The organism is Pseudomonas sp. GW822-FHT06D10 (assembly GCF_058799535.1).
This window is the reverse complement of record NZ_JBXALN010000005.1, coordinates 689,847-708,433: the sequence shown is the minus strand read 5'-3', so window position 1 is coordinate 708,433 and position 18,587 is coordinate 689,847. Positions and strand designations below refer to the sequence as shown.

The following is an 18,587-nucleotide window of genomic DNA, read 5'->3' as shown; positions in this document are numbered from 1 at the left end:
CTCAGAGCTCGGCAGCCTTCAGCGCCCGGGCATTCTGCAAGCGCCGGGTCATGACCGCCATGCTCACCGCCAGCACACCGCACAGGCTGATGACCATGGCCATCGGCATGGCGCTGCCGTCATGCAGCACACCCACCAGGTATGCCGCCCCTGCCGCCACGCTGAATTGCAGGCAACCGAGCATCGCCGAGGCGCTGCCGGCCCGTGCGCCCTGACCATTCATGGCGCAGGCTGCGGCATTGGGAATGATGCAGCCCAGGCTGGCGATACACACGAACAGCGGCAGCAGCAGCGGCCAGAGCGCACTGGTGTGCAAGGCGCTGACGCCGAGCAGGGCCAGGCCCGCTGCCAGGTAGATCCACACGGTGCGCGCCAGCAGGAACGCCGGGCCACGCTTGGCCAGCAGGCGCGCATTGATCTGCGCAACCAGGATGAAGCCCCCGGCATTGATCCCGAAGAACCAGCCGAAGTGCTCGGCTGGCACGCCGTAGAGCTTGATGAAGACAAAGGGCGAACCGGCAATGTAGGAAAACATCCCGGCAATGGCGATCCCGCCGGTCAAGGCGTGGCCAAGAAATACCCGGTCCGACAGTAGCAGGCCATACTGGCGCAGCGCCCCGGACAGAGGCAGGCGCGGGCGGGTGGCCGGCATGCTTTCCGGCAGGCCCAGGGCCACTGCCAGCCCGGACAGTGCACTGAACACCGTGAGCATGATGAAGATCGACTGCCAGCCGTAGAGGTTGACCAGCAGGCCGCCCAGCATTGGCGCCAGGATCGGGGCCAGGCCCATCACCAGCATCAGTTGGGAGAAGACCTTGGCCGAACCCACCGCATCGCACTTATCGCTGACCACCGCCCGGGAAATCACCATCCCGGCGCATCCGCCCAGGGCCTGGACAAAGCGTGCGCCGATCAGCCATTCCAGGTTCGGCGCATAGGCGCAGGCCAGGGAGGCCAGCGTGAACAGGCCCACCCCCGCCAGCAGCGGCAGGCGCCGGCCAAAACGATCGGCCACCGGGCCATAGGCCAGCTGGCCGATGGACAGGCCGAGGAAGTAGGCGGCCAGGGTCAGCTGAACGTGTTTTTCATCGGTGCCGAAAGCCAGGGCCATCGAGGGGAAGGCCGGCAGGTAGAAGTCGATGGCCAGCGGGCCGAAAGCGCTCAGAGCGCCGAGAATCAGGATTGTGCGGAGGTTCATGGCATCCAAACGAGCGTTGGTCAGCGGTCGCACAGTCTAGCCGCGCTTGGACGCCTTGAACATTCCGATAGGTCGCTAACTATATAAAAAGGCTCAGGCAACCTTGACCGCGTAGCCTTCCTCGCTGATCAGGCTGATCACCTCATCGCTGGACAGGCGGCTCTCGACCCCGACTTCCTTGGCCGCCAGATCCACCCGCACGGTGGCCGCCGGGTCCTTGCTTTGCAGCGCCTGGGTGATGGCACGCACACAGTGACCGCAGGACATGCCTTGAACGTTGAATACTTGCATTGCGTTTCTCCTGTATTGGGTTGGAGCAAGTCTTGTCCTTGCCACCATGGCAAGGTCAAGTTCCGGATTGATCTGCCGGGCTGGAAATCGGCGGCGCGCTCGGCCAAGCTGCACGTCTTACGACATCACAGCGGGAGATTCAGCCATGCGCTGGTCAACTTTCAGCCTCGTCGGCCTCCTGGGCCTGTTCGCGGCAACCCCATCGGCGCTGGCCGCCGGAGAGGACTACGGCGTGCTGATCATTTCCAGGGAGCGGCTGGAAGTCGCCACGTCCTGCGAAATCGGCCTGTACATCCAGGACCAGCTCGCCGGCCGGCTGTTCCAGGAACAGAGCGCCTCGTTCAACCTGCCGCCGGGCAAGGTTTCCCTGCGCCTGAAACTGCTGCCAGGCCAGGCCCCGGGCTGCAATGCCGGGTTGCTTGCCCCGAGTTCCCAGGACATCAGCCTGCGGGCTGGCGATGTGCTGAAGTTCCGGATCGCCATGAACGCCTCGGGCATGTACCTCAAGCCCGCCGCCCTGGAATACTGACACCCCGCCCCCCTGCCGAGCTCCCGGGGCCTGTCGTTCGCGCACTGCGAGCAGCCCCTGGGACAAAATGAAGCACCCGTGCGATGCCCCCTTGACCTTGCCTGCGTGGCAAGGTTGATCCTGTAGGCAACATTCACAGGGAGCGTCGCCATGCCTGAATCAACCACTTTCGACCTGCCGATTGCCGGCATGACCTGCGCCAGTTGCGCCGGGCGCGTAGAGCGTGCCCTGGGCAAGGTCGCCGGCATTCGCACGGTCAGCGTCAACCTGGCCACGGAACAGGCTCGGGTCGAAGCACCGCAAGACAGCCTGCCGGCCCTGCTGGAAGCCGTGGAAAACGCCGGCTATAGCGTGCCGGTGCAAGCCGTCGAACTGAGCATCGGCGGCATGACCTGCGCCACCTGCGCCGGGCGAGTCGAACGCGCCTTGAACAAACTCCCCGGCGTCCGCAGCGCCAGCGTCAACCTGGCCACCGAGCGTGCCCATGTCGAACTGCTGGGCCAGGTCGACCCGACGCTGCTGATCAATGCCGTGACCCAGGCCGGCTACTCCGCCAGCCTGTGGCAGGCCGAGCAGAAACAGGGCGACGAGCAACAGCAGAACCTGCGACGCGAGCGCTGGAGCCTGGTGCTGGCCATCCTCCTGGCACTGCCCCTGGTGCTGCCGATGCTGGTGCAGCCGTTCGGCCTGCACTGGATGCTTCCGGCCTGGGCCCAGTTCGCCCTGGCCACCCCGGTGCAGTTCATCTTCGGTGCACGCTTTTATGTCGCGGCCTGGAAGGCCGTGCGCGCCGGCAGCGGCAACATGGACCTGCTGGTGGCCCTGGGCACCAGCGCCGGCTATGGCCTGAGCCTGTACGAGTGGGCCACCGCCGCCGCGGGCAGCATGCCGCACCTGTACTTCGAGGCCTCGGCGGTGGTAATCGCCCTGGTGCTGCTGGGCAAATACCTGGAAAGCCGCGCCAAGCGCCAGACCGCCAGTGCCATCCGCGCCCTGGAAGCCCTGCGTCCGGAGCGGGCGATCCAGGTCATCGACGGCCGCGAACAGGAAGTGGCGATCAGCGCCTTGCGCCTGGGTGACCTGGTGCTGGTCAAGCCCGGCGAGCGCTTTCCGGTGGACGGCGAAGTCATCGAAGGCCAGAGCCACGCCGATGAAGCGCTGATCAGCGGCGAGAGCCTGCCCGTGCCCAAGCAACCCGGCGACAAGGTCACCGGTGGCGCCATCAACGGCGAAGGCCGGCTGCTGGTGCGCACCCTGGCCCTGGGGGCGGAAACCGTGCTGGCGCGGATCATTCGCCTGGTGGAAGACGCCCAGGCCGGCAAGGCACCGATCCAGAAACTGGTGGATAAAGTCAGCCAGGTATTCGTGCCCACTGTCCTGGTGCTGGCGCTGATCACGCTGGTGGGCTGGTGGCTGTACGGCGCACCGCTGGAAACCGCGGTGATCAACGCCGTGGCGGTGCTGGTGATCGCCTGCCCTTGCGCCCTGGGGCTGGCCACGCCCACGGCGATCATGGCCGGCACCGGCGTGGCGGCCCGCCACGGCATCCTGATCAAGGATGCCGAAGCCCTGGAGCGGGCCCACGAAGTCAGTTCGGTGGTCTTCGACAAGACCGGCACCCTGACCTCCGGCACCCCGCGCATCGCCCATATGCAGGCGGTGGAAGGCGATGAAAACAGCGTGCTGCAACTGGCCGGTGCCCTGCAGCGCGGCAGTGAGCACCCTCTGGCCAAGGCGGTGTTGGACCTGTGCCAGGAACGCCAACTGCCGGTGGCTGACGTCAGCGCCAGCCAGTCCCTCACCGGGCGAGGCATCGCCGGCACCCTGGAGGGCCGCCAACTGGCCCTGGGCAACCGCCGCCTGCTGGAAGAAAGCGGCCTCAACCCCGGCGATCTGGCCCAGGCGGCCAGGGACTGGGAACACGAAGGCCGGACCCTGTCCTGGCTGATCGAGCAGAGCCCGCAATCCCGGGTGCTGGGCCTGTTCGCCTTTGGCGACACCCTCAAGCCCGGCGCGTTGCAGGCGGTGCAGCAACTCAATGCACGGCATATCAGCAGCCATTTGCTGACCGGCGACAACCGCGGCAGCGCCAAGGTGGTGGCCGACGCCCTGGGCATCACCGACGTGCACGCCGAAGTGCTGCCGGCGGACAAGGCGGCCACGGTGGCCGAGCTGAAAAAGACCGGCGTGGTGGCCATGGTCGGGGATGGTATCAACGACGCCCCGGCCCTCGCGGCGGCGGACATCGGCATCGCCATGGGCGGCGGCACCGACGTGGCCATGCATGCGGCCGGCATCACCCTGATGCGCGGCGATCCACGGTTGATCCCGGCGGCCCTGGAAATCAGCCGCAAGACCTACGCGAAGATCCGCCAGAACCTGTTCTGGGCCTTCGTCTACAACCTGATCGGCATCCCGCTGGCGGCCTTCGGCCTGCTCAACCCGGTGCTCGCCGGGGCGGCCATGGCGCTGTCCAGCGTCAGCGTGGTCAGCAATGCGCTACTGTTGAAAACCTGGAAACCCAAAGACCTGGAGAACGCCGAATGAACATCGGCCAAGCAGCCCGAAAGAGCGGCCTGAGCGCCAAGATGATCCGTTACTACGAGTCCATCGGCCTGCTCAAGCCCGCCCATCGCAGTGACAGCGGCTATCGCCTGTATGGCGATGACGACCTGCACAGCCTGGCCTTCATCAAGCGCTCCCGGGACCTGGGGTTTTCCCTGGAGGAGGTGGGCAAGCTGCTGACCCTGTGGCAGGACCGGCAGCGGGCCAGCGCCGATGTGAAGGCCCTGGCCCGCCAGCATATCGACGAGTTGAACCAGAAGATCCGCGAGCTGGCAGGGCTGCGCGACACCCTGCAGGACCTGGTGGAGCACTGCCAGGGCGACCACCGCCCGGACTGCCCGATCCTCAAGGAACTGGCCTCGGGCAGTTGCTGCGGATCCTGAGCCTGTGACCTGCCGGCCCATGTAGCCGCTGCCGAGCCCTGGACGAGGCTGCGAAAAGACCCGCCGGGCCTTGCTTGGCGATCTCCCGCCAGACCTCGGCGCCCTCAAGACCCCTGCGTCCCTTCGGGCCGTGCGCAGCCTTCGGCAGCGGCTACAAGATGCAAGGTGCAAGGGGCCCAGGGGCCGGGTAGTTTGCGGGAATGAAAAATCCGGCCAAGGCCGGATTTTTTATGGCATCACTGCATCCAGGGCGGAGGCGGTGGTTCTTCGGATTTGCCCGGCGGCGCATCATCCGCCGCGCGTACTGCCTGGCGACGCTCCTCGTCCAGGCGCGCCGCTTCGATCTCGCGGATCACGCTGCCGACATCCGCCAGTTCTTCGGGGTCGTCGAACTCGCCGGTCAGCACGCTGCCCGGATGCAAGGTGCCAGCCTCGTACAGGGCCCACATTTCCTTGGCATACCGAGTGCCCTTGAGTTCCGGGGCAAAACGCCCGAAATAGGACGCCATGTTGCCGACGTCACGCTCCAGCATGCTGAAGGCATGGTTGTTGCCGGCAGCATCCACCGCCTGGGGCAGGTCGATGATCACCGGGCCATCCGGGGTCAGCAGCACGTTGAACTCGGAAAGGTCACCGTGCACCAGGCCGGTACACAACATCAGCACGATCTGGGAAATCAGGAAGGCGTGATATTCACGGGCCTGGTCCGGTTCCAGCACCACATCGTTGAGCCGCGGCGCCGCATCGCCGTACTCGTCGGCCACCAACTCCATCAACAGCACACCTTCGAGGAAGTCGAACGGCTTGGGCACCCGCACCCCGGCATTGGCCAGACGGAACAACGCCGCCACTTCGGCATTCTGCCAGGCGTCCTCGGTTTCCTTGCGCCCGAACTTCGAGCCCTTGGCCATGGCCCGCGCCTGACGGCTGTTACGAACCTTGCGCCCCTCCTGATACTCCGCCGCCTGACGGAAACTGCGTTTGTTCGCCTCCTTGTAGACCTTGGCGCAACGTAGCTCGTTGCCGCAGCGCACCACATACACAGCTGCCTCTTTACCACTCATGAGTGGGCGCAGCACCTCGTCTACCAGACCGTCTTCGATCAGCGGTTCAATGCGTTTTGGAGTCTTCATCAGCTTTTATTGTGGGTCCCTTGTTACCAAACACGCGAAAGTCACTCGTTATACGGCAATCCTCCCACGACGGGAAAGGGCTGCCGACCACCGAGCGACAGCAATGCACTCAATGTGCCAGATCAATCCATCGACGCCGCCAAGGATCATAGCCGAGACGGCGTCCGCAACCGTCCATCAGTGGCACTCAGGCCAGCCCCTTCGCGGGCCTGCCCGCGGAAGTTTTTTTCTGCCTGCGGCTCAATATTGCCCGGCGCCAGCCGAAGCCCTCAGAGAGACAGGGAGTTTGTCCGACAATCCAATAAAGACGTCAGCCACCGGCCAAGGTTCGATCGCCGCGGGCTCGACTTCACCCCAGGGATGCAATCAGCGTCATCTTTCAAGCTGCCGATAAATCCGCGAGTCGCCTGCACTTCGTGGTCTTACAAAAAACTGGAGCGCGGATGAACATCAAACAGAAATTGACCTGGGCCTTTGCCGTCATCGCCAGCCTGCCCGTGGTGCTGGTAGCCACGCTGGTGGTGATCAACCTGCGCAGCGAGGCCGAAAACACCTTCGTCGACGGCAGCGGCCGCGAGATCCGCCAAGTGGCCAACGCCATGCAGCTGTTCTTCGAAGGCATCAGCCAGAACATCGATTACCTGGCCGCTCAACCCTTGATCACCCAGGCCGGCGACAACCTCAAGACCTGGATGAGCGCCGATGCCGCGAAGGCCCCGGAAGGCGAGCAGGACAAACGAATCTTCGAGCTGTTCGCCGCCATGGCTGCCAGCCATCCTGCCTATTCCTATGTGTCCTATGGCGTGAGCAACGGCGGATACGTCTCCTGGCCCGCTGACCTGAAGCTGGCCAACTACGACCCCCGCGTACGCCCCTGGTACAAGACCGCCCAGGCCAACCCGGGCAAGACCCTGCGTACCGAGGCCTATTACTGGGCCAGCGACGATGCGGTGCTGGTCAGCACCGTGCGCTCGCTGGCCAACCAGTTGGGGCCCCAGGGCGGCGTGGTCGCAGTCGACGTGTCGCTCAAGCAGCTCACCGAGATCGTCAAACAGATCAAGCTGGGCGAATCGGGCTACCTGATGCTGATGGAAAACAACGGCACGGTGCTGGTGGACCCCAAGCAGCCGGAGCACAACTTCAAGGCCCTGGGCAGCCTCGGCGAGGGGTACGCGCAACTGGCCAAGGCCGGCAAGGGCCTGGTGCAGGTGGAGCTGGGCGGCGAGCACTACATGGCCAACGTCTGGCCTTCGGAGCAACTGGGCTGGACCTTCATCGGCCTGATCAAGCAGAACGAAGTCATGGGCGCGGCCACCCAGCTGACCTGGATCATCGCCGGTATTGCCGCGATCCTGGCGGTACTGTTCGCAGTGCTCGGGGCGAGTTTCGCCAGCCTCATCGTGCGGCCGATCCGCGGCGTGGCCAGTGGCCTGGAAGGCATTGCCCAAGGCGAAGGCGATCTGACCCGCAGCCTGAATATCCGTGGCAGCGACGAAACCGCGCAGTTGGCCAACTGGTTCAACCAGTTCCTGGCGGCAATCCGCAACCTGATCCAGAGCATCGGCCAGGCCGCGCAGAAGATCCTCGCCACTTCCCACAGTTCGACCCAGGTCTCCAGCGACATGGCCGAAGCCGCCGGGCGCCAGCGCGAAGCGGTGGACATGGTGTCCACCGCCTTCCACGAAATGGTCGCCACCGCCAACGAAGTGGCCCGCTCCTGCAGCCAGGCCGCCGAGTCGGCGGACAGCGGCCAGCGCCAGGCCCGGGAAGGCCAGCAGCAGATCGATGACGCGGTGCACAGCGTCGATCGCCTGAGCCAGGAGATCGAACAGTCGGCGCAGTCGATGCAGCAACTGGAACGCGACAGCACCGACATCCAGTCGATCCTCGGCACCATCCGCTCGATCGCCGAACAGACCAACCTGCTGGCGCTGAACGCGGCCATCGAGGCCGCCCGGGCCGGGGAGCAGGGTCGCGGTTTTGCCGTGGTGGCCGACGAGGTGCGGGCCCTGGCCAAGCGTACCGCCGACTCCACTGCCGAGATCGACGGGCTGCTGGGCAACCTGGCCAAACGCACCAGCGCCGTGACCCAGCAGATGCACGCCAGCCTGGAAGTGTCCCAGCAATCGGTGAACCGCATCGGCCTGGCGCGCAACAGCTTCGGGCAGATCCGCGAATCGGTGGACGTGATCCGCGACATGAACACCCAGATCGCCACCGCCGCCGAAGAGCAGCATCAGGTGGCGGAAGACATCAACCGGCACATCAGCCAGATCCATGGCGATGCGCAACTGGTGGCGGAACTGGCGAACTCGGCGCGCCTGGACTCCCAGAGCCTGGCGGGGCTATCCAATGAGCTGGACGCCCTGGTACGGCGCTTCAAGACCTGAAGACGCTTTCGCCGGCAAGCCGGCTCCTACGGATGGGCAGTATTTCTGTGTAGGAGCCTGCGTGCCGGGGAAAGCCACGAACCTCAGCGCTCGATGATCGCCGTCACACCCTGGCCGCCCGCGGCACAGATGGAAATCAGCCCGCGCCCCTGCCCCGCCACACTCAGCAGCTTCGCCAGGTTGGCGACGATGCGCCCGCCGGTGGCGGCAAACGGGTGCCCTGCCGCCAGGGAACTGCCTTTGACGTTGAGCCGGGCGCGATCGATGCTGCCCAGAGGTGCCTCCAGGCCCAGCCTGGCCTTGCAGTACTCGGGGTCTTCCCAGGCCTTGAGAGTGCACAGCACCTGGGCGGCGAAGGCTTCGTGGATCTCGTAGTAGTCGAAGTCCTGCAGGCTCAGGCCATTGCGCGCCAGCAAGCGCGGCACGGCGTATACCGGGGCCATCAACAGGCCCTCGGCGCCGTTGACGAAATCCACCGCCGCGGCCTCGCCGTCGCGCAGGTAGGCAAGAACCGGCAGGCCCCGCTCCCTGGCCCACGCTTCACTGCCCAACAGCACCAGCGAGGCGCCATCGGTCAGGGGCGTGGAGTTGCCCGCCGTCAGCGTGCCGCTGGCGCTACGGTCGAAGGCTGGCTTGAGGCTGGCGAGCTTTTCCAGGGTCAGGTCCGGGCGCAGGTTGTTGTCCCGGGTCAGGCCGAGGAAGGGAGTGATCAGGTCGTCCTGCCAGCCTTCGGCGTAGGCGGCGGCCATTTTCTGATGGCTTTCCAGGGCCAGTTGATCCTGATCGGCGCGGGCAATGTTCCAGGTCTTGGCCATCTGCTCGCAGTGCTCGCCCATGGACAAGCCGGTGCGCGGCTCGCCATTGCGCGGCAGTTCCGGCTTGAGGTGATGGGGCCGCAGTTGCAGCAGGGTCTTGAGCTTGTCGCCGGTGCTCTTGGCGCGGTTGGCCTGCAACAGGATCTTGCGCAGGCCTTCGTTGACCCCGATCGGCGCATCCGAAGTGGTATCCACCCCGCCGGCGATGCCGCAGTCGATCTGCCCCAGGGCGATCTTGTTGGCCACCAGCAGCGCCGCTTCCAGGCCCGTGCCGCAGGCCTGCTGGATATCGTAGGCCGGGGTGGTGGGCGAAAGCCGCGAGCCGAGGACGCATTCGCGGGTCAGGTTGAAGTCCCGGGAATGCTTGAGCACCGCACCGGCGGCCACCTCGCCAAGGCGCAGGCCGTGCAGGTTGTAGCGCTCGATCAGGCCCTCCAGGGCGGCGGTGAGCATCGCCTGGTTGCTGGCGGTGGCATAGGGGCCGTTGGAACGGGCGAAGGGGATGCGGTTGCCGCCGATAATCGCGACGCGACGCAGCTGTGTCATGGAAAGCTCCCTATTCTTTGAGTGCGACTGCGGTGGGTACCTCCTCCAGCGTAGGAGGGATCTGGCCGATCGAACGACCCAGGGCCATTCATGGTCCACACTTTGAACCCCAACCTTCGGAGTGCGTTCCATGTCTGACCGTTATATCGACTTCGCCAACTCGTCCATCGGCCAGCGCCTGGTCGGGGCTCTTGGCCTGCCGTCGCCGGTACGCCTGGAGCGCTGGCAAGCCGGTCGCTTGCGGCCTATCGAAGGTGCGCTGTTGCTCGGCGGTGGCGCGCTGGCACAGCAGGTGGCCGCCCTGGCGCCGCGCCTGACCGATGGCATCTACAGCTATGGCGCCGACCCGTCCCTGGCCACCCCCTGGATTCCGGGCCACGGACCCAGGCTCAAGGCCGTGGTGTTCGACGCCAGCGAGCTGCTGCACACAGACCAGCTCAAGCAATTGCGGGAATTCTTCCAGCCACTGCTGAGAAACCTCGAGCCCAGCGCCCACCTGGTCATCCTCGGGCGTGCCCCGGAAAGCCTTGACGAGCCCTTCGCCGCCAGCGCCCAGCGCGCCCTGGAAGGCTTCAGCCGCTCCCTGGCCAAGGAACTCCGCAACGGCGCCACCCTGCAATTGCTGTACGTGGCAGCCGGAGCGGAAGAACAGCTGGAAGGCGCCTTGCGCTTCTTTCTCTCGCCCAAGAGCGCCTACGTTTCCGGGCAGGTGATCCGCTTGCAGCCCTGCGCGACCCAGGTCCAGGACTGGAGCCGCCCGCTGGCCGGGCGCAAGGCCCTGGTCACCGGCGCCGCCCGCGGCATTGGTGCGGCCATCGCCGAAACCCTGGCCCGGGACGGCGCCCAGGTCCTGCTGCTGGACGTGCCCCAGGCCAAGGCCGATCTGGAAGCCCTGGCGGCCCGTCTCGGCGGCCGCGCCATCTGCCTGGACATCTGCGCCGAAGACGCTCCGGCACAGTTGATCGAGCAACTGCCGGAGGGCATCGACATCCTGGTGCACAACGCCGGCATCACCCGGGACAAGACCCTGGCCAACATGACCCCGGAATTCTGGGACGCGGTGCTGGCGGTGAACCTCAATGCGCCTCAGGTGCTGACCCAGGCCCTGCTGGACAGCGCACGCCTGCACGACCATGGCCGGGTGATCCTGCTGGCCTCCATCAGCGGCATCGCCGGCAACCGCGGGCAAACCAACTACGCCGCCAGCAAGGCCGGGCTGATTGGCCTGGCCCAGGCCTGGGCGCCGCTGCTGCACGCCCGGGATATCAGCATCAATGCCGTGGCGCCGGGCTTCATCGAGACCCAGATGACCGCCAAGGTGCCCTTCGCCCTGCGCGAAGCTGGAAGGCGCATGAGTTCGCTGGGCCAGGGCGGCCTGCCCCAGGACGTTGCCGAAGCGGTGGCCTGGCTCGGCCAGCCGGGCAGCGGCGCCGTCAGCGGGCAGGCACTGCGGGTCTGCGGGCAAAGTCTCTTGGGGGCCTGAAAATGACTGCACACTGGCACGAACTGAACCTTCCCGCGTCCCTGCCGCCGCTGTTTCTCAGGGCAGCAATGCGCCGACGGATCAACGGCACGCAGTTACCCGAATACGGCCTGCGCTGCTGGATCAGCCTGGCCCCCGGGCAACTGGCGGCTTACCGCAAGGTCTGCGGCTTTGCCGATAACGGCCTGCTGCCCGCGACCTACCCCCATGTGCTGGCGTTTCCCTTGCAGATGCAGTTGCTCACTGCCCGGGACTTCCCATTTCCACTGCTGGGGCTGATTCACCTGGGCAACAGGATTCGTGTGTTGCGCCCCATGGGCAATGTCAGCAGCGTTCGAATCGGGGTCCAGGTGTGCAACCTGCAACCCCACGCCAAAGGCGCAACATTCGACCTGGTGACCACAGTGGACGATTTGCTGGGCCCCCTCTGGGAAGCGCAAAGCCGCATGCTCTGCCGTGGAGTCAAGTTGGCGGGAGAACCTCCCAGCCAACACCTGCCCAAAGCCGACAACCTCGGCGAAGTCGCCTGCTGGCGCGCCGAGCGCGATATCGGCCGGCGCTACGCCAGGGTTTCCGGCGACTACAACCCGATCCACCTGAGCGCCTGGAGCGCCCGGCTGTTCGGCTTTCCCCAGGCCATCGCCCATGGCCTGTGGAACAAGGCGCGCACCCTGGCAGCCCTGAGCGAGCATCTGCCAGCGGCGAACATCGAAGTGACGGTGCAGTTCATGAAGCCCGTGCTGCTGCCCGGCGAAGTGCGCCTGCTGGCCAGTGCCGGGGGTTCAAGCGGAGAACTGCAGTTGCTGGGCAGCGGCGAGTTGCAGCATATGCTGGGCAACTGGCAGCCCATCGCCTGAGGGGCCTCAGCTCCGGCGGATCAGCACCACCCCGACGACGATCAGCAGCAATCCGGCAATCTTGCCGAGGCTGACCGGCGCTTCCCGAAACCCCACCCAGCCAAAGTGGTCCAGCGCCAGAGCCATGCTCAACTGGCCGGCCAGCACCAGCGACATGAATAGCAGGGCGCCGACCCGCGGCCCGGCAAAGGCGGCCGTGGTAATGAAGAACGCCCCCAGCAGGCCGCCGCACCAATGCCACCAGGTCAGGCCCTTTAGGGCTCCCAGGGTCGGCATTTCGCGCTGCAGCAGCACCAGCACCAGCAGCGCCGCGGTGCCGACGAAAAAAGAGATCAGGGCCGCAGCCAGCACCCCGCCGACCTGCTTGGCCAGTTGACCGTTGATTCCGGCTTGCAGGGCGAGAAAGGCCCCGGCAACAAACGGCAGGCACAGCAGCCACCACACAGGCGTCAGCATATTGAGCTCCAGAGAGTTTTGGGCGGCGCAGTATAAACCAGGCCACCATCCCATCCCCCTGCCAGCCACTAAACATCAGCGTGAAAGTGCAAGTACCGCGAGCTCAGCACAAAAACAGCCTATTAATTGTGTGTATATAACTTTAGTTGAACGAGCACTTTCCAAAGACACCACAAAACTTCAAATCATTGTTTTAAAACAATTAATCTCACACTAGAAACGCCAACCAATACTTTGAGACTAGCTACTTGTAAATCAATTAACCGAACAAAATAAGTCATTAATACCAAGTTCATAATTGTTCAATTCATTCCCTGCGCCTTTTATGTAGATAACGGACGAAGGTATCTCCAGCGCAAGAACTGGAGAGCTATCGAAAACAACGAACGTTGTAACAGGTGCAAGGAATACCAGACATGAAAACTCAATTCGGATGGAAAGCGTTAACGGCAATAACCATGATCCTGACCCTCAGCCTGGCAGGTTGCAGCGGCGGTGGTGGCGGTCATAAAAGTGGTGGCAGCAGTTCGCCAGCCGGTGGCGGTGGCGGCACTGGTGGCGGTACCGACGGAGGTACAGGTGGTACCACTTCGACCCTGACCACCAGCTCCCTGGTATCCGACCTGGGCACCACCGTCAGCGGCGTCGGCAATGGCGTGAGTGATCTGGGCAACTCCCTGGCTGCCGTGCCCCTGGTCGGCGGCGTGGTACAAAGCGCCGTCAACACCACCGGGAATGTGGTGGATACCGTAGGCGAAGGCCTGACCAACGGCCTGGGCAAACTGGGCACCGATCCCAAGGCCCTGAGCAAGACCACTGCCACCGTCGGCAATGTGGTCGGCGATGTGGGCACCGGGGTCACCGACCTCAGCGGCAAACTGGCCACCACCACCCAGAGCGTTCCGGTGGTCGGCGGCGTGGTGACCAAAGTTGCACCGGTTCTTGGCGGCGTCGGTACCCGGGTCACCATGCTCGGCAATACCCTGAGCACCGTCACCAGCAGCGGCCCCCTGGGCACCCTGACCGATGGTGTGGGCGACAAGGTACTGGTGCCGGTGGTCAGCCTGGCAGAAGGCGTGACCGGCAAGGTCGGCAGCGCCACGGGCCTCGGGGCACCGGTCAAGGGCCTGCTCAAAGGCGTCGCCGATGCCGTCGATGACACCGGCGATAAAGTGACCGACGCCGGCAACGGCAATCCGGTGACCGACCTGCTGGGCAACGCCCTGAGCAACGCCAGCAACGCAGTGGGCACCGCTGGCGGCTACGTCGACAAATCCGCCGGTGGCAGTGGCAGCGGTAGCGGCACAGGTGGCGGTACTGGCCTTGGCGGCACCGGGCTGCTGGAAGTGGTCGGCGGCGCCGTGGCCAACCTGGGCAACGGCCTCAATACCGGCAACACCAACGGCACCGTCAGCGCCGGCGGCACCACCGGGGCCGCGGCCGGGAACTTGATCGCCTCGGTTGGCGGTGCCCTGGGCGGCAGCGGTACACCCAACCTGGTAGTCACCGCACCACTGGCCAGTGTTGGCGTGAACCTGGGCTCGGCATTGAATCCAGTTACCAGTTCGGTCACCGGGCTGACCCAGCAAGTGGGCGCAGCCAGCGGCCTCGGCGGCCCGGTCAGCGGTCTGCTGAGCCAGGTTGGCGGCGCGGTCAGCAACGTAGGCAGCGGTATCGCCGGCAGCACCGGCGGCAATCAGGTGGGCGGCGCTCTGGGTGGCACCCTCGGTGCGCTGGGCAACACCGTGGCTTCGGTCGGTGGCCTGGTCAACGGCGGCACAGCACCCAGTGGCGGCCTGCTCGGTGGCCTTGGCACCAGCGCCAGTGGCAGTGCCTCTGCCGGTGCGGGCCTCAATGGCGGCCTGGGTGGCGTGCTCGGTGGCCTGACCGGCGCCCTGGGCGGCAACAAGAAATAATTTGCACCTGGCCGATTCGACGGCCTCACCTACAGCGCCTACGCTTGGTTGAGGGCGAGAGATTCTCATGAGTCTCTCGCCTTTTTGTTTATCCAGAGACAAGCATCCAGAGCCAGATCGTGGCCAAGACCCGAGCGGCAACTGGAGCCAGGAACTTTCTACACCGCTGCGGCTCGACCATGGAGTGTCCTATGCGCACGTTGGCCAGTTTGTTGTTAGTTGGATGCTGTACCTCCGTTTACGCCGACTCCCTTCCGCGCTTTCTCAACAGCAATGACAGCATCAACAACCTGCCCCAACCCAACCTGCCGGTGGATGCCTATCGCCCGGCTACCCCGCAACTGCAACTGCCCGAGCAGCCCACTGCGCCGCAAGGTCAGCAGCCGCTGATGATGGGCACCAAGGTCACGGTGCGCCAGGTGCAGATCGAGGGCGGCACGGTCTACCCCCTGGAAGAACTGGCAGCGATCTACCAGCCGCTGATCGGCCACGAGGCCAGCTTCGGCCAGTTGATCGAAGCCACGCGCAACATCACCCGGCGCTATCAGAATGACGGCTACCTGCTGTCCTACGCCTTCATGCCACAGCAGAACTTCGACCAGGGCGTGCTGCGGGTGGTGCTGGTGGAAGGCTACATTCGGGACTACCAGTTGCAGGGCGATATAGGCCCGGTATCCGCTTACCTGGACAAACTGGTGAGCAAGCTCAAGGCCGAACGCCCGCTGACCCGCAAGACCTTCGAACGCTACACCACACTGATGAGCAAGGTTCCCGGGGTCACCCTGCAGGCGGTAGTGCCGCCACCGGGCACTACCGACGGCGCAACCCAACTGGTGGCCGTGGCCAGCCGCAAGGCCATCGCCACCACCCTCAACAGCACCGACGACAACCGCAACGGCCTGCAGGCCCTGGTGGGCATCACCAGCAACTCGCAGACCGCGTGGGGCGAACAGCTCAGCCTCAGCGGGCTGTTCCCGCCGGGCCACGACAAGGAACACTACTACCGCCTGGACTACAGCCAGTTGCTGGGTTCGGAAGGCACGCAATTGAGCCTCTATGGCGCTCGCTACCGCGCCGACCCACGGAGCAACGTGCAGCTGGACAACGGGATCGAGCTGGAGCCCCATCGGGAGAACGACCGCTTTTCCATCGGCGTCAGCCACCCTTTCATCGCTTCGCCCAATGAAATGCTCACCGCCGGCACACGCCTGTATGCGGTAAATGACAAGACCCGTTATCGGGTCAGCAACAGCCCGCTGACCCTGGAAGAAAAAACCGACATCCGCGCCCTGGCGCTTGAGGCGGACTGGAGCAAGTCCGATCCGCGCCAACTGCGGATTCTCAGCGCCGGCCTGTATCGGGGCCTGGACAGCATGGGCGCCGAGACCAACAACAGCCTCTATGATCTGGATTTCTTCCGCCTGCGTCTGGCCGGGGTACAGAGCGATCGTTTCCTGGACAATTGGCAAGGCGTGCTTTCCGCCGCCTGGTACTGGAGCAACGACAACCTCCCCGACAGCGAGCGAGCGTCCTTTGGCGGGCAGAACTTCGCTCGCGGCTATCCCGATGACCAGGCGACCGGGGACAAGGGCTGGGGCGTGGCCTACGAAGTGAACTACAGTTTCAACCGCGAGGGGCCCTGGGTGCGTGTGCTGCAGCCCTATGTGGTGCTGGACCGCTCCAAGACCTGGTTCAACCAGCTGCCGGTCAGGGGCAGCAGCCTGTCATCCGCCGCGGTCGGTTTGCGTTTCGGTGATGCCAAGCACTACAACATCGCCCTGGAAGCGGCCAAGCCGATGTCCGATGAAGCCCTCGACACCTACAACCGCAAGCCGCGCTATACCTTGAGCTTCAGCTATCAACTTTGAGCATCCGGATGACTGAGACCCGCTTTCGAGCGGGTCTTTTTTTTGCCGCCAGGACAGCACCGGCCAAACCCTGGGGTCAGGGACCAACGATATGCAGCCGGGGTTCGGGAAACAGATTGTTGAGGGTTTCCAGCAGGCGCACGTGGTAGATCGGCTTGCGAAACAGGTCCAGGACCTGCAGCCGCAGCAGGTCGCTGACGTCATCCATGTCGGCATGCCCCGACATGACGATCACCGGCAGGTGCTGGCGAGCGGTGTGCTCGCGCAGGCGCTTGATCAGCGACAGGCCGCTTTCCTCGGGCATGCGCAGGTCAGTGATTACCAGGGCGATATCCGGATGCCGGGTGAGGTGGTCCAGGGCAAGTTTCACCGAGGTGGCAGTGAAGCAGCAGAAACCCTCGCCTTCGAGCAGTTCGGCAAGCTCCAGCAATGCATCCTCTTCGTCATCGACCAGAAGAAGTTGCTGACGTGAGGATGGGGAAGTCATGGACGGTACCCTGGTATGAACTTCATGCAAGTGGGTGAACGCAGCCAATGCACAGCCGGCCGAGCGGAACCCAACCACCAGCAGGCCTTTGGTTAGGCAAACCACAGGCCTGCACGAGACCCGGATGGCTGGAAGGTCGGGCGATCACAGCCCAGCGGCTGCTCAGCTGGGCCCCTCCATGCTCAAGGGGTAGGACGGGTGACGGTGGCGCCTCCGAGGTTAGTCAGGATGTTGTTGAAAATGGCCAGAACACGATCACCCAGGGGGGTGACGAACGCCACGACCACAACGGCCACCATGGCCACGACAATGGCGTACTCGATGGCGGATGCGCCTTCGGTGCGGTCAAAAAACTGGCGCGCCCTGAGCAACAAGTATTGAAAAATCATCCTAGCTCTCCTTGCGCCGCAAGGCGCCGTTGGAACAGCACCGGGCAAATTCCCCGGCGCCACCTGAGCATTGTCAACAAAGACCGGCCCAGCAACTGTAAGAACTGATTAGTCAGTAAGTATTAATTGGAAGGTAGGCGCCAAAAAACCTGCCCATGTGGACAGACTCATACCTTTGTTAGCTATTTTTGGGTGAGTTAATGGCATTTCGTCCTAGCTCAACTACCTTCACATAGCGAAATAGTTGCATGTTCATAGCTGCCTGATTGCGAAATTAACTCGTTTGGAATCACGGGCTGGTAGTGCAGCAGGAAAGGGAGAGCCTTCATGAACAGTCGCCTCACCATGGGTCTGGCCGGACTTCTTCTGGTAGGTGCGGTGTTTTTCGGTTACTGGGGCCTGGTACTCAGTCGCAAACCCGAACCAGCACCACCGGTTCAACCCGTGGCGCCCAGTGTCGTCGAACCAACCACCACCAGCGCAGAAGACCAGACCCGCCAACCGGTGGTCGTGCTGGTGCGCGATGTGCCGCCCTTCGTGCCCCTAGCCGCCGCCGATCTGGCGCTGGAAAAACTGCGTACCGCGCCGGCCGGCAGCCTCAGCGCCATCAGTCAGGCGGTGGGCCGTACACCCTGGCGGCAGTTGAATGCCGGCACCTGGCTCAATGAGCAGAGCTTCAGTACCGGCGGCGCCCTGGCGCGGATGATTCACAGCGACGAACGAGCCCTGGCGGTCGCGGTCGACGAGGTGATCGGCGCCGCCGGGCAACTGAGCCCGGGGGACTATGTCGATGTCGTGCTGTTCCTGCGCCAGGACACCAGCAACCCGCAGCAGTCGGCACAGATCGCCGTGCCCGCCATGCGCGTGCTGGCTGTCGGCGAACAGCTGGGCCTGGCCAATGACGGGCAGCCCGCCTCCCCCGGGTTGAGCAACGAAGAAAAGCTCAAGCAGGACCAGCGCCGGCTGAATGCGCGCACGGTGGTCCTGGCCGTCCCCGAACAGCTCTTGAGCCGGCTGATGCTCGCCACCCAGGTCGGAGTGCTGCGCCTGGCCGTGCGCAGCAGCGAGGAACAGCGCCTGGCCCATTATTGGGCCGGCAACGAAGAAGCCCGCGAGCACCTCGATGCCGCCAACAGCAACCTGTTCCAGTTCACCCAGCTTGCCCTGGGCAGCGCCCCGCGCGCACCGGCCGCCCAAGGTGGCGCCGCACGGTCGGCGGTGGAAGTGATCCGGGGCAACCAAGTCACTCAACAAACTCCCTGATTGAGCAAGGATGCACTA

The 18,587-nt window shown here is 64.6% G+C and carries 16 protein-coding genes and 1 pseudogene; 10 read left to right on the top strand and 7 right to left on the bottom strand.

All coding sequences use genetic code 11. The features are described 5' to 3' along the window. Position 1: 1 nt before the first annotated feature. Together AC1RL5_RS20460 and AC1RL5_RS20455 are read right to left on the bottom strand one after the other, a co-directional pair. Positions 2-1,198, bottom strand: a complete 1,197-nt coding sequence (locus AC1RL5_RS20460; RefSeq protein WP_072451976.1) for a multidrug effflux MFS transporter — start codon at positions 1,196-1,198, stop codon at positions 2-4. A gap of 93 nt (positions 1,199-1,291) precedes the next feature. Then, on the bottom strand, positions 1,292-1,489 hold the full coding sequence (locus AC1RL5_RS20455; protein ID WP_011059081.1) for a heavy-metal-associated domain-containing protein: 198 nt from the start codon (positions 1,487-1,489) through the stop codon (positions 1,292-1,294). 145 nt (positions 1,490-1,634) lie between these two features. Between AC1RL5_RS20455 and AC1RL5_RS20450 the strand changes: the two genes are divergently transcribed. The 3 genes from AC1RL5_RS20450 to cueR all read left to right on the top strand — a co-directional run bounded on the left by AC1RL5_RS20450 (position 1,635) and on the right by cueR (position 4,966). Further along, positions 1,635-2,018, top strand: coding sequence for a hypothetical protein (locus tag AC1RL5_RS20450; RefSeq protein WP_011059080.1), 384 nt, complete (start codon positions 1,635-1,637; stop codon positions 2,016-2,018). Between the two features lie 150 nt (positions 2,019-2,168). After that, positions 2,169-4,565: a heavy metal translocating P-type ATPase gene (locus AC1RL5_RS20445; protein ID WP_072451977.1), complete on the top strand. Its 2,397-nt coding sequence runs from the start codon at positions 2,169-2,171 to the stop codon at positions 4,563-4,565. Continuing rightward, complete coding sequence (gene cueR, locus AC1RL5_RS20440) at positions 4,562-4,966, top strand: Cu(I)-responsive transcriptional regulator (RefSeq protein WP_011059078.1); 405 nt, start codon at positions 4,562-4,564, stop codon at positions 4,964-4,966. Before AC1RL5_RS20445 ends, cueR begins: the two co-directional genes overlap by 4 nt. Before the next feature lie 236 nt (positions 4,967-5,202). On the opposite strand, the gene AC1RL5_RS20435 is transcribed toward cueR, so the two are convergent. Then, positions 5,203-6,099 carry a PA4780 family RIO1-like protein kinase gene (locus tag AC1RL5_RS20435; RefSeq protein ID WP_011059077.1) on the bottom strand — a complete coding sequence of 299 codons (897 nt, stop codon included), beginning with the start codon at positions 6,097-6,099 and terminating at the stop codon, positions 5,203-5,205. A 443-nt stretch (positions 6,100-6,542) separates the two neighbouring features. On the opposite strand from AC1RL5_RS20435, the pseudogene AC1RL5_RS20430 reads away from it, so the two are divergent. Both AC1RL5_RS20430 and AC1RL5_RS20425 read left to right on the top strand, forming a co-directional pair. Then, positions 6,543-7,631: pseudogene (locus tag AC1RL5_RS20430) on the top strand (cache domain-containing protein); the annotation flags it as partial. A gap of 90 nt (positions 7,632-7,721) precedes the next feature. After that, positions 7,722-8,489 (top strand): methyl-accepting chemotaxis protein, encoded by a 768-nt coding sequence (locus AC1RL5_RS20425; RefSeq protein WP_370059466.1) that lies wholly within the window; start codon positions 7,722-7,724, stop codon positions 8,487-8,489. Between the two features lie 83 nt (positions 8,490-8,572). Here the strand turns inward: AC1RL5_RS20425 and AC1RL5_RS20420 are convergent, their stop codons facing one another. Next, the gene (locus AC1RL5_RS20420; RefSeq protein WP_011059075.1) at positions 8,573-9,850 is read right to left on the bottom strand and encodes an acetyl-CoA C-acetyltransferase; all 1,278 of its coding nucleotides are present in this window, start codon (positions 9,848-9,850) and stop codon (positions 8,573-8,575) included. 130 nt (positions 9,851-9,980) lie between these two features. Here AC1RL5_RS20420 and AC1RL5_RS20415 point away from each other — a divergent pair, with 130 nt between their 5' ends. Together AC1RL5_RS20415 and AC1RL5_RS20410 are read left to right on the top strand one after the other, a co-directional pair. Further along, complete coding sequence (locus AC1RL5_RS20415) at positions 9,981-11,333, top strand: 3-oxoacyl-ACP reductase (RefSeq protein ID WP_093406715.1); 1,353 nt, start codon at positions 9,981-9,983, stop codon at positions 11,331-11,333. A gap of 2 nt (positions 11,334-11,335) precedes the next feature. Beyond that, entirely contained in the window at positions 11,336-12,190 is an 855-nt protein-coding gene (locus AC1RL5_RS20410; protein WP_072451979.1) for a MaoC family dehydratase, read from the top strand. A 6-nt stretch (positions 12,191-12,196) separates the two neighbouring features. On the opposite strand, the gene AC1RL5_RS20405 is transcribed toward AC1RL5_RS20410, so the two are convergent. Next, a complete protein-coding gene (locus AC1RL5_RS20405; protein ID WP_072451980.1) occupies positions 12,197-12,646 on the bottom strand; it encodes a DMT family transporter in 450 nt (149 codons plus the stop codon). Positions 12,647-13,062: 416 nt separating this feature from the next. Here AC1RL5_RS20405 and AC1RL5_RS20400 point away from each other — a divergent pair, with 416 nt between their 5' ends. Continuing rightward, positions 13,063-14,562, top strand: coding sequence for a collagen-like triple helix repeat-containing protein (locus AC1RL5_RS20400; protein ID WP_072451981.1), 1,500 nt, complete (start codon positions 13,063-13,065; stop codon positions 14,560-14,562). A 191-nt stretch (positions 14,563-14,753) separates the two neighbouring features. Further along, positions 14,754-16,430, top strand: coding sequence for a ShlB/FhaC/HecB family hemolysin secretion/activation protein (locus AC1RL5_RS20395; RefSeq protein ID WP_072451982.1), 1,677 nt, complete (start codon positions 14,754-14,756; stop codon positions 16,428-16,430). A 76-nt stretch (positions 16,431-16,506) separates the two neighbouring features. On the opposite strand, the gene AC1RL5_RS20390 is transcribed toward AC1RL5_RS20395, so the two are convergent. Together AC1RL5_RS20390 and AC1RL5_RS20385 are read right to left on the bottom strand one after the other, a co-directional pair. Next, on the bottom strand, positions 16,507-16,917 hold the full coding sequence (locus AC1RL5_RS20390; protein WP_011059069.1) for a response regulator: 411 nt from the start codon (positions 16,915-16,917) through the stop codon (positions 16,507-16,509). A 182-nt stretch (positions 16,918-17,099) separates the two neighbouring features. After that, the gene (locus tag AC1RL5_RS20385; protein ID WP_065364927.1) at positions 17,100-17,306 is read right to left on the bottom strand and encodes a Flp family type IVb pilin; all 207 of its coding nucleotides are present in this window, start codon (positions 17,304-17,306) and stop codon (positions 17,100-17,102) included. 327 nt (positions 17,307-17,633) lie between these two features. On the opposite strand from AC1RL5_RS20385, the gene cpaB reads away from it, so the two are divergent. Beyond that, a complete protein-coding gene (gene cpaB, locus AC1RL5_RS20380; RefSeq protein WP_072451983.1) occupies positions 17,634-18,569 on the top strand; it encodes a Flp pilus assembly protein CpaB in 936 nt (311 codons plus the stop codon). The last annotated feature ends 18 nt before the right edge of the window (positions 18,570-18,587 follow it).

What these genes read in the sequence shown, in the direction of transcription:
- AC1RL5_RS20420 (WP_011059075.1), bottom strand. Translation starts at nt 9,850, where the DNA reads ATGACACAGCTGCGTCGCGTCGCGATTATCGGCGGCAACCGCATCCCC.
- AC1RL5_RS20445 (WP_072451977.1), top strand. Translation starts at nt 2,169, where the DNA reads ATGCCTGAATCAACCACTTTCGACCTGCCGATTGCCGGCATGACCTGC.
- AC1RL5_RS20385 (WP_065364927.1), bottom strand. Translation starts at nt 17,306, where the DNA reads ATGATTTTTCAATACTTGTTGCTCAGGGCGCGCCAGTTTTTTGACCGC.
- AC1RL5_RS20455 (WP_011059081.1), bottom strand. Translation starts at nt 1,489, where the DNA reads ATGCAAGTATTCAACGTTCAAGGCATGTCCTGCGGTCACTGTGTGCGT.
- AC1RL5_RS20450 (WP_011059080.1), top strand. Translation starts at nt 1,635, where the DNA reads ATGCGCTGGTCAACTTTCAGCCTCGTCGGCCTCCTGGGCCTGTTCGCG.
- AC1RL5_RS20425 (WP_370059466.1), top strand. Translation starts at nt 7,722, where the DNA reads ATGGCCGAAGCCGCCGGGCGCCAGCGCGAAGCGGTGGACATGGTGTCC.
- AC1RL5_RS20395 (WP_072451982.1), top strand. Translation starts at nt 14,754, where the DNA reads ATGCGCACGTTGGCCAGTTTGTTGTTAGTTGGATGCTGTACCTCCGTT.
- AC1RL5_RS20410 (WP_072451979.1), top strand. Translation starts at nt 11,336, where the DNA reads ATGACTGCACACTGGCACGAACTGAACCTTCCCGCGTCCCTGCCGCCG.
- AC1RL5_RS20460 (WP_072451976.1), bottom strand. Translation starts at nt 1,198, where the DNA reads ATGAACCTCCGCACAATCCTGATTCTCGGCGCTCTGAGCGCTTTCGGC.
- AC1RL5_RS20390 (WP_011059069.1), bottom strand. Translation starts at nt 16,917, where the DNA reads ATGACTTCCCCATCCTCACGTCAGCAACTTCTTCTGGTCGATGACGAA.
- AC1RL5_RS20400 (WP_072451981.1), top strand. Translation starts at nt 13,063, where the DNA reads ATGAAAACTCAATTCGGATGGAAAGCGTTAACGGCAATAACCATGATC.
- AC1RL5_RS20435 (WP_011059077.1), bottom strand. Translation starts at nt 6,099, where the DNA reads ATGAAGACTCCAAAACGCATTGAACCGCTGATCGAAGACGGTCTGGTA.
- cpaB (WP_072451983.1), top strand. Translation starts at nt 17,634, where the DNA reads ATGAACAGTCGCCTCACCATGGGTCTGGCCGGACTTCTTCTGGTAGGT.
- AC1RL5_RS20405 (WP_072451980.1), bottom strand. Translation starts at nt 12,646, where the DNA reads ATGCTGACGCCTGTGTGGTGGCTGCTGTGCCTGCCGTTTGTTGCCGGG.
- AC1RL5_RS20415 (WP_093406715.1), top strand. Translation starts at nt 9,981, where the DNA reads ATGTCTGACCGTTATATCGACTTCGCCAACTCGTCCATCGGCCAGCGC.
- cueR (WP_011059078.1), top strand. Translation starts at nt 4,562, where the DNA reads ATGAACATCGGCCAAGCAGCCCGAAAGAGCGGCCTGAGCGCCAAGATG.